Source organism: Flavobacterium sp., from assembly GCF_044349645.1.
GTDB lineage: Bacteria > Bacteroidota > Bacteroidia > Flavobacteriales > Flavobacteriaceae > Flavobacterium.
The window spans coordinates 35,883-45,194 of sequence record NZ_JBIKQP010000016.1 but is presented as its reverse complement, the minus strand read 5'-3'; the positions used below and the strand labels follow the sequence as shown (position 1 = coordinate 45,194).

The 9,312-nt window shown below is 31.9% G+C and carries 9 protein-coding genes, 1 other RNA gene and 1 pseudogene; 9 read left to right on the top strand and 2 right to left on the bottom strand.

The annotated features are described in order from the left end of the window. Positions 1-122 (top strand): annotated as a pseudogene (locus tag AC9UFV_RS04965) (rhodopsin); the annotation flags it as partial. 64 nt (positions 123-186) lie between these two features. Here the strand turns inward: AC9UFV_RS04965 and AC9UFV_RS04960 are convergent. After that, positions 187-1,236, bottom strand: a complete 1,050-nt coding sequence (locus AC9UFV_RS04960) for a glutaminyl-peptide cyclotransferase (RefSeq protein WP_509573409.1) — start codon at positions 1,234-1,236, stop codon at positions 187-189. An 85-nt stretch (positions 1,237-1,321) separates the two neighbouring features. Here AC9UFV_RS04960 and ffs point away from each other — a divergent pair. The 3 genes from ffs to fsa all read left to right on the top strand — a co-directional run bounded on the left by ffs (position 1,322) and on the right by fsa (position 3,118). Beyond that, an RNA gene (gene ffs, locus AC9UFV_RS04955) (signal recognition particle sRNA small type) lies at positions 1,322-1,419 on the top strand. A gap of 199 nt (positions 1,420-1,618) precedes the next feature. Then, positions 1,619-2,422 carry an SDR family oxidoreductase gene (locus AC9UFV_RS04950; RefSeq protein WP_509573406.1) on the top strand — a complete coding sequence of 268 codons (804 nt, stop codon included), beginning with the start codon at positions 1,619-1,621 and terminating at the stop codon, positions 2,420-2,422. A 39-nt stretch (positions 2,423-2,461) separates the two neighbouring features. Further along, a complete protein-coding gene (gene fsa / locus AC9UFV_RS04945) occupies positions 2,462-3,118 on the top strand; it encodes a fructose-6-phosphate aldolase (protein ID WP_509573404.1) in 657 nt (218 codons plus the stop codon). A 65-nt stretch (positions 3,119-3,183) separates the two neighbouring features. On the opposite strand, the gene AC9UFV_RS04940 is transcribed toward fsa, so the two are convergent. Then, on the bottom strand, positions 3,184-4,587 hold the full coding sequence (locus AC9UFV_RS04940) for a TlpA family protein disulfide reductase (RefSeq protein ID WP_509573402.1): 1,404 nt from the start codon (positions 4,585-4,587) through the stop codon (positions 3,184-3,186). A gap of 158 nt (positions 4,588-4,745) precedes the next feature. Between AC9UFV_RS04940 and AC9UFV_RS04935 the strand changes: the two genes are divergently transcribed. The 5 genes from AC9UFV_RS04935 (at position 4,746) to AC9UFV_RS04915 (ending at position 9,311) form a co-directional block, all read left to right on the top strand. Beyond that, positions 4,746-6,362, top strand: coding sequence for an ABC-F family ATP-binding cassette domain-containing protein (locus AC9UFV_RS04935; RefSeq protein ID WP_509573400.1), 1,617 nt, complete (start codon positions 4,746-4,748; stop codon positions 6,360-6,362). Positions 6,363-6,501: 139 nt separating this feature from the next. Beyond that, positions 6,502-7,059: a bifunctional pyr operon transcriptional regulator/uracil phosphoribosyltransferase PyrR gene (gene pyrR / locus AC9UFV_RS04930; RefSeq protein WP_509573398.1), complete on the top strand. Its 558-nt coding sequence runs from the start codon at positions 6,502-6,504 to the stop codon at positions 7,057-7,059. A 2-nt stretch (positions 7,060-7,061) separates the two neighbouring features. Next, on the top strand, positions 7,062-7,988 hold the full coding sequence (locus tag AC9UFV_RS04925) for an aspartate carbamoyltransferase catalytic subunit (RefSeq protein ID WP_509573396.1): 927 nt from the start codon (positions 7,062-7,064) through the stop codon (positions 7,986-7,988). Continuing rightward, positions 7,989-8,321: a ribonuclease Z gene (locus AC9UFV_RS04920; RefSeq protein ID WP_509573394.1), complete on the top strand. Its 333-nt coding sequence runs from the start codon at positions 7,989-7,991 to the stop codon at positions 8,319-8,321. A gap of 84 nt (positions 8,322-8,405) precedes the next feature. Continuing rightward, complete coding sequence (locus tag AC9UFV_RS04915; RefSeq protein ID WP_509573391.1) at positions 8,406-9,311, top strand: ribonuclease Z; 906 nt, start codon at positions 8,406-8,408, stop codon at positions 9,309-9,311. The last annotated feature ends 1 nt before the right edge of the window (position 9,312 follow it).

The following is a 9,312-nucleotide window of genomic DNA, read 5'->3' as shown; positions in this document are numbered from 1 at the left end:
GGTATACAGACATCCTAGGAAAAGGAAGTGTAGACGTAGCTTACAACATCGCTGATGCAATTAACAAAATTGGATTTGGTCTTGTAATTTACAACTTAGCTCAAAAATCTCAAAACGATTAATTAGGTTCCTCAATTACATATACCGCCTTGTGAAAACAAGGCGGTTTTTTTATGCTTTGATTATTTACTCAGATACTGAAATTTCAAATAGTTTTTCCCATTTTTTTCCTGTAACAAAAATGGTTTTCGTTTTTGGATTATAAGCAATTCCATTCAAAACTTCCGCTTCAGGATATTTTATAAATTTGCGTAAGCCAGCCAAATTAATAATCGCTTCTACTTTACCATTCTCAGGATTTACAACAGCAATAGCGTCTTTTTGCCAAATATTACAGTAAATTTTTCCGTTGATGTATTCCAATTCATTAACGCTTTTGATCTTACTGCTTCCAGAGTAAACATTCACATAATCAATCATTTTTTGATTTGTAGGATTCATCTTCCAAATTTTCTCTGTTCCATCCGATTGATAAATTACTTTTCCGTCATTCGTCATTCCCCAACCCTCAATTGGCTTGTCATAATCAAATGTTTTTTCCACTTTCCAAGTATCTATATTGTAAATAAATCCCTTTTTTTCCTCCCAAGTCAATTGATACAATTTGTTATTTATGATAGTTATTCCCTCACCAAAATACATATCGTCCAATTTCGCCGATTTATAAATTTTTCCTGTTTTGTAATCTGTTTTTAATAATTTCGAAAATTTACGAAGTCCAGTTCCTTCAAATAAAGTATCTCTATAAAATTCCAAACCTTCCGTAAAAGAAGAAGTATCGTGAGGATAAGTATTCACAATTTTATAGTTCAATAACTTCGGATTCACATTTGAAACCAATTCTATACGAGAAGTTATTTCCTGATTTTCACCCTCAAAATAAACTAAGGCCTTTAAATTTTTATACCCTAATTTCTGATCTTTTAAGCTAAATGTTAGGTTCTCCAAATTCTTTTTCGAACCAATATTTTTGTCATTTACAAAGTAAACAATACTGTCGATTTTTTTATTTTCACCATTCAATAAACGCAGTGAAAGACTGTCATCATTGCTGTATTCACTTTTAAATTTGCTTTCGTCAAAACTAAAATATTTTTCAGTTGCCGATTTTGAACCGTTGCAACTAACAAAAAGAGAGCCTAATAAAATGATTGAGAGAAGGTTATATTTTTTCATAATGAGTTTTATTTGTGGGGAAAGTTACAACACAAAAGTTTATATAATTGAGTTGCAAAAATACAAATTAATTGTATATTTGCAACGGCAAGTCCTACACGATCTGCTCCTGCAAAATCCCCCAGGATGGGAACGTAGCAAGGGTAAGTGGTTGAGCGATGCGATGTAGGTCGCTTGCCTTTTTTTATTCAAATAGTCTTCCTTTCGGAGGATTTTTTTTTGGAGTAAATCGTCCCTAGTTTCTCTCGCTTTCAGACCCGCTTTTCGCTGCAATCCACGCAAAAAAAAGCGTGGGATTTTCACTGCAATCGGGACTAATTTTGAACTTTCAGTTTTCCAAATATCAGAATTAACTATATTTACATTCTAAAACAATTCGTTTATGAATAAAGTAGTTTTAATAACAGGGGCTTCTTCAGGAATAGGAAAATCTATCGCCGAGTTTTTGCATTACAAAGGTTTTGTCGTTTATGGAACGAGTAGAAACCCTGACAATATTAGAAATTCTGCATTTCCATTATTAGAATTAGACGTTCGAATTACCGATTCAATCCAAAATGCAGTAAAAAAAGTAATTGAACTTTCTGGAACTATTGATATACTTATCAATAATGCTGGTGTTGGAATTACAGGTCCAATCGAAGAAATACCATCTCAAGAAATAAAAAATAATTTCGAAACCAATTTCTTTGGCCCAATTGAAGTGATGAAGGCTGTTTTACCACAAATGCGTGCTCAAAAATCGGGTTTAATTATCAATATTACCTCCATTGCAGGATACATGGGATTGCCGTATCGTGGAATATATTCTGCATCAAAAGGGGCTTTAGAATTAATCACCGAATCAATGAATATGGAAGTTAAACCTTTTGGAATCAATATTACTAATGTTGCTCCAGGAGATTATGCTACTAATATCGCTGCTGGACGATTTCACGCTCCCGTAATAAAAGGATCAGATTATGAAAAATCCTACGGTGCCACACTAAAAATGATGAACGACCAAGTTGATAGCGGAAATAATCCTATCGAAATGGCAGAAGCTATATTAGAAATCATCAATTCACCCAATCTAAAAATACATTATAAGGTGGGAAGTTTCATTCAGAAATTCTCCATCGTTTTGAAGAGGATTTTACCCGATAAAGTCTTTGAAAAAATTTTAATGAATCATTATAAATTGTAATTTAGCAGAAAATAACATCCTAACTTAATATACTCAATTATGAAGTTTTTTATTGATACAGCAAACCTTAATGAAATTAAAGCCGCCCAAGCTCTTGGAGTTTTGGATGGAGTAACAACCAACCCATCTTTAATGGCAAAAGAAGGAATTACAGGAAAAAACAATATCCTTAAACATTACGTTGACATTTGTAAAAGTGTTGATGGCGATGTTAGTGCCGAAGTAAACGCAGTTGATTATGATGGAATGATTCGTGAAGGTGAAGAATTAGTTGATTTACACCCGCAAATTGTCGTGAAATTACCAATGACAAAAGAGGGAATAATGGCTTGTAAATACTTTTCTGATAAAGGGATTAAAACCAATGTTACTTTAGTTTTTTCTGCAGGTCAAGCTATTTTAGCCGCAAAAGCAGGAGCAACCTATGTTTCCCCTTTCGTAGGCAGATTAGACGATATTTCAACCGATGGTTTAGGTTTAATAGAGGAAATCCGATTGATTTATGATAATTATGGTTTTGAAACGCAAATATTAGCCGCTTCTGTTCGTCATACTATGCACATTGTAAATTGTGCTAAAATTGGTGCTGATGTAATGACTGGACCACTTTCAGCTATCGTTGGATTGTTAAAACATCCTTTAACTGATATTGGTTTAGCTCAGTTTATTGCCGACTTCGAAAAAGGTAACAAATAAAGTATTAAAATGCATAAAAAAAGCGGTACCGATCATCAGTACCGCTTTTTTATTTGTAAGTTATCTTATTTCAGTTTATCAGCAAATTTCACTTCAAATAGATTGGTAAATGCATCTTTTATTTTTCCATTTCCATCTAAAATCAACGTTCTGTGAATTTTGGTAATTGCCCATTTATTTTTCACATCTTCAAAATTGGCACAACGGTATTCTTGAACTCCATCAAACTTATAATTGGTCAATAAATCAACCCAGTTTTTTTGATCTTCATCTAAATTTACTGCGATATATTGGTATTCAGGATGTTGTAATTTAAATGCTAATACTTTCTTATGTGCTGCAGCTAAATGAGTTAAGGCTTCTTTAGTCCAGAAAAATAATACTGTCTTCTTATTCATAATAGACTTAGACGAAACAGTAATTCCGTCTTTGTTTACTAAGTTTACTTCTGGTAATTGATTTCCAACATTAAGAAGTTTAATGGCGTTTTCAATTTTTAGAATTTCGTTTTTACTACTATTGTCAGTAGAGTATTTTCTATAAATATTTAAAAACTTCTGATTATTCACCATATTTTGATCTTCTAGTAAATAGGAGAAAGCAATATTATTGAGAATACTATTTTTTACTTTTTCATTCCTAATTAAAGTATCAGCAATATTTAATTTATTGATATTGGTAGTTAATGCTAAATCTACATCCGAAAAATGGTTGTGATATTTTACAGAACCTAAATTATTTAATAAATGAGATAAATAAACTACAAATGGAGAAAATGTCGATAATTCTACATTGTTAAAGTCGATGTTTTTTCTGTAACTGTAATATTTCGCAGGTAACTTTTCGTAAACATCTTCGTCTGTTCTAAGTTTGTGAATAATTGGATACAATTCTTTTTTCGAATAATAATTAAAATCCAATTCAGCTTTCGCAAATAAATCAAACTCCTTACTCCAATTGATATCTTTCTTGTGCGATAAATAGCTTTTTTTGTTTTTATTGTAGGTAGAATCTATGTTAGCATTAAACTTTGCAAAATCATAATCAAAAACATCAAACATTTTTTCCTTTTCAGCTTCGTCTTTTAAATAAGTCTCCATTAAAAAATTATTTTTTGCATCTCCACGACCACAAAAAATAATTGATTCATCAAAATTGTTTGAATTTAAACGAACCATGATACTGTCGTTTTTATCAAAAAAAACATATTGGTATTCCGGATCGTGCTTAAACGTGTACATTCCTGGTGCCAATGAATCGAATTGAACGAAGAAAGTATTGTCTTTTTGAAGTGGAATAGTATCAATTACAACTCCATCTTTAGAGAAATAAATAAATCTATTGGTTGGATTTAGTACTTCTCCACCAAAATAAGCTCTATAGTCGTCCTTCTTAAAATCTTTATTACAAGAAATTAAAGAAAGAAAAAATAGCGTCGAAAAAATTCTTAATAAGGGAGAATTAGGCATATTAAAATTCATTGCAATACATACAAAAATATTTAGACCAATTCAATTTAGGTGTTAATAGTAAGTTAAATTAAAGTATTACTCTTATTTCAAACAATGAATTGGCTGAAATTGAGGGATTTTTTCTACTTTTGCAAAAATTAAAATAAAGAATATCAATGTTAACTATCAATAATTTATCAGTACAGTTTGGTAAAAGAATTTTGTTCGACGAAGTAAATACGGTTTTTACACACGGTAATGTTTACGGTGTTATTGGAGCAAATGGTGCTGGAAAATCAACTTTTTTAAAGATAATTTCAGGTGAAATGGATCCTACAGCCGGACATGTTCACCTAGAAGCCGGTAAAAGAATGTCTGTTTTAAATCAGAATCACAACATGTTTGATGATTTTACAGTCTTAGAAACTGTAATGATGGGAAACAAAGTTTTGTATGCTGTTAAGAAAGAAATGGATGAATTGTATGCTGATTACAATGATAAAAACGCTGACAGAATAGGGGAGTTACAAGTTCAATTTGAAGAAATGAATGGTTGGAACGCCGATTCGGATGCCGCTTCATTGTTATCGAATTTAGGAATTACCGAAGACAGTCATTACACCTTAATGTCTGATTTAGAAGGAAAATTGAAAGTTCGTGTCCTTCTAGCACAAGCACTTTTTGGAAATCCTGATTTGTTAATTATGGATGAGCCTACCAACGATTTGGATTTTGAAACCATCGCTTGGTTAGAGAATTTCCTAGCTAATTATGACAATACTGTAATTGTAGTTTCTCACGACCGTCACTTTCTAGACGCTGTTTGTACTCATATTTCAGATATTGATTTTGGAAAAATTAACCACTATTCTGGTAATTATACTTTTTGGTATGAATCAAGCCAATTAGCTGCAAAGCAACGTGCACAACAAAATAAGAAGGCCGAAGAAAAGAAGCAAGAGTTGGAAGAGTTTATTCGTCGTTTTAGTGCGAATGTAGCAAAATCTAAACAAGCAACTTCTAGAAAGAAGATGATTTCTAAATTAAATATAGCTGAAATCCGACCTTCAAGCCGTCGCTATCCTGCAATTATTTTCGATCAAGAAAGAGAAGCAGGAGATCAAATATTAAATGTACAAAATTTAAGTGCTTCTGTAGATGGCGAAGTTTTATTTACTGGAGTAGATTTAAATATGGCAAAAGGGGACAAGATTATTTTGTTTTCAAAAGATTCACGTGCAACAACTGCATTCTACGATATATTAAATGGTTTACAAAAAGCAGATTCTGGAACTTTTGACTGGGGAGTTACAACAAATCAGGCTTATTTACCTGTTGACAATCACTCGTTTTTTGAAAACGATTATACATTAGTAGATTGGTTGCGCCAATGGGTAAAAACAGAAGAAGAACGTGATGAGGTTAATATTCGTGGTTTCCTTGGAAAAATGATTTTCTCAGGAGAAGAAGCGTTAAAAACTAGCCGTGTTTTATCAGGAGGAGAAAAAGTGAGATGCATGCTTTCGCGAATGATGATGGAACGTGCAAATGTTTTGATGATAGACGAACCTACAAATCACTTGGATTTGGAGTCTATAACGGCGTTTAATAATTCGCTTAAAAATTTCAAAGGTTCTGTTATTTTCACAACTCATGATCATGAATTTTCGCAAACCGTAGGTAACAGAGTGGTTGAATTAACTCCAAAAGGAGCAATTGATCGATACATGACTTTTGATGAATATTTGGAAAATGATAGCATTAAAGAGTTGAGAATCAAAATGTATTCTTAATTTATAATATTAAACTCTCGAGAAATCGGGAGTTTTTTTTGAAAATAAATGAAATAAAATATTTTTCAGTTCTTATTCAATCGATGTTAAAATCTGTAAAAAAATTATATATTTGCATAACCAAACAAAAATCTTCAATATGAGTCAAAAAATATTGCTTACTTCCAAAGAAGTCAATATCATTCTTCATCGTTTGGCTTGTCAATTGATTGAAAAACATTTAGATTTTTCAGATACTATTCTTATTGGTATTCAACCTCGTGGGACTTTTTTGGCAGAAAGATTAAAATCACTTTTAGAAAATGAATATAAAATTTCTAACATCCTTTTAGGGTATTTGGATATTACCTTTTTTAGAGATGATTTCAGAAGAAACGACAAACAATTAGAAGCAAATAAAACCCAAATTGATTTTTTAGTTGAAAATAAAAAAGTAATTTTTATAGATGATGTTTTGTACACCGGAAGAAGTATTCGCGCAGCATTAACGGCTGTACAATCTTTTGGAAGACCAGCTTCTATTGAGCTTCTAACATTAATTGATCGTAGATTTAGCCGTGATTTACCGATTCAACCTGATTATCGTGGTCGCCAAGTAGACGCGATTAATGATGAAAAAGTAAAGGTATGCTGGTACGAGCAAGATGGCGAAGATGCAGTATATTTAATACCAACAAATAGTAAACAAATAGTATAAAAATGAGCGAATTAAGTGTAAATCATTTATTAGGAATTAAAAATATCAACAAAAATGATATTGACCTTATTTTTGAAACCGCCGATCATTTTAAAGAAGTAATCAATCGCCCAATTAAGAAAGTTCCTTCATTACGAGACATTACAATTGCTAATATATTTTTCGAAAATAGTACCAGAACTAAATTATCATTTGAATTAGCTCAAAAACGACTTTCAGCTGATGTAATTAGTTTTTCTGCTGCGCAATCCTCAGTAAAAAAAGGAGAAACCCTAGTAGATACCGTTAACAATATCCTTTCTATGAAAGTGGATATGGTGGTAATGCGACATGCTAATCCTGGTGCAGCTCACTTTTTATCTCAAAATGTAAAAGCGAGTATTATTAACGCCGGAGATGGGGCGCACGAACATCCAACACAGGCTCTTTTAGACAGTTATTCAATTCGAGAAAAATTGGGAGAAGTCGCAGGTAAAAAAGTTGTAATTGTAGGCGATATTTTGCACTCTCGTGTAGCACTTTCAAATATCTATGCTTTGCAAATGCAAGGTGCTGAAGTGAAAGTTTGCGGACCAAAAACGCTTATTCCAAGACACATTGAGTCTCTTGGAGTAAAAGTTGAGCCAAATTTACGGAAAGCATTGGAATGGTGTGATGTAGCAAATATGTTAAGAGTTCAAAACGAACGTATGGATGTGAATTTTTTCCCTTCAACAAGAGAATACTCACAACAATACGGATTAGATAAAACCTTACTTGATTCTTTAAATAAAGAAATTGTAATAATGCATCCTGGACCAATAAATCGGGGAGTTGAAATTACTTCTGAAGTAGCCGATTCTAATCAATCGTTGATATTAAATCAAGTGGAAAATGGAGTGGCAGTTAGAATGGCGGTAATTTATTTATTGGCATCAAAAATTCAATAAATGAAAGCACTTGTAAAAGGACACACCACAGTTTTAAAAGACACTCAGGGTGATTTCCAATTATTTTTAGATAATATCACCAACCAACACGAAAGTTATAAGCATCAGAATTTAATTTTGGATGTAACTCACGATAAATCTACAACAATTCAATCCATTAAAGCTTTTACGGAGTTGTCTAAAATGCATTGTAAAGGAAAAAAATCGTTTGTCATTGTTGCTGAAAACATCGATTTTAATGCTGTACCTAAATCATTAGTTGTAGTTCCATCGGTTTTAGAAGCCCAAGACATTATTGATATGGACGAAATCGAAAGAGATTTAGGATTTTAAAAGTGAAATTGTTTATTCGGTTATTTGTTTAATCGAAAACAAATAACTTTTCACGAATAACCAAATAAACCAATAACTAATAAATTGAATCTAACTGTACTTGGTTGCTATGCCGCAACACCACGAACAATTACAAATCCAACTTCGCAAGTTTTAGAAATCAGAAATCGTCTGTTTCTAATTGATTGTGGGGAAGGAACGCAGGTTCAATTAAGAAAAAATAAAATCCGTTTTTCTAAAATCAATCACATATTTATTTCTCATTTGCATGGCGATCATTTTTATGGTTTGGTTGGTTTGGTTTCTACTTTTATGTTGTTGAATAGAACCAACGATTTACATATATATGGACCTAAAGGAATTGAAGAAGTAATTAAATTACAATTAAAATTATCCAATTCATGGACAAATTATGGTTTGTATTTTCATGAATTGAATTCAGATAAAAGTGAAATTATTTTCGAAGACGACAAAGTATTTGTAAAAACAATTCCTTTAAAACATAGAGTTTATACCAATGGATTCTTATTCCAAGAGAAAGTTGGAGATCGTAAATTGAATATGGATGCGGTTCAAAATTTCGAAATAGATACTTGTTATTATCAGAAAATAAAAAATGGTAAAGACATTACTTTAGACGACGGCCGGGTAATTGAGAATGAAAAATTGACCTTTGACCCAATTCCAACTAAAAGTTATGCTTTTTGTTCTGACACCGCTTATAATGAAGATATTATTCCTATAATTAAAAATGCGGATGTATTGTATCATGAATCTACATTTCTAGAATCAGAAGAGCAATTGGCCAATAAAACAATGCATTGTACCGCCAAACAAGCAGCTAAAATTGCTATAAAAGCCAATGTGAAACAGTTGATATTAGGGCATTATTCTACTCGATACGATAATATCAATTTGTTTAAAGAAGAAGCAGAAACAATTTTTCCTGAGATCCTTTTAGCGGATGATGGAAAAAGTTTTGAGTTTTAAA

Excerpts from the sequence above, each read along its gene's own strand:
- AC9UFV_RS04960 (WP_509573409.1), bottom strand. The coding sequence starts at position 1,236 with ATGAAAAAATATAACCTTCTCTCAATCATTTTATTAGGCTCTCTTTTT.
- AC9UFV_RS04925 (WP_509573396.1), top strand. The coding sequence starts at position 7,062 with ATGAGCGAATTAAGTGTAAATCATTTATTAGGAATTAAAAATATCAAC.
- AC9UFV_RS04940 (WP_509573402.1), bottom strand. The coding sequence starts at position 4,587 with ATGCCTAATTCTCCCTTATTAAGAATTTTTTCGACGCTATTTTTTCTT.
- pyrR (WP_509573398.1), top strand. The coding sequence starts at position 6,502 with ATGAGTCAAAAAATATTGCTTACTTCCAAAGAAGTCAATATCATTCTT.
- fsa (WP_509573404.1), top strand. The coding sequence starts at position 2,462 with ATGAAGTTTTTTATTGATACAGCAAACCTTAATGAAATTAAAGCCGCC.
- AC9UFV_RS04935 (WP_509573400.1), top strand. The coding sequence starts at position 4,746 with ATGTTAACTATCAATAATTTATCAGTACAGTTTGGTAAAAGAATTTTG.
- AC9UFV_RS04920 (WP_509573394.1), top strand. The coding sequence starts at position 7,989 with ATGAAAGCACTTGTAAAAGGACACACCACAGTTTTAAAAGACACTCAG.
- AC9UFV_RS04950 (WP_509573406.1), top strand. The coding sequence starts at position 1,619 with ATGAATAAAGTAGTTTTAATAACAGGGGCTTCTTCAGGAATAGGAAAA.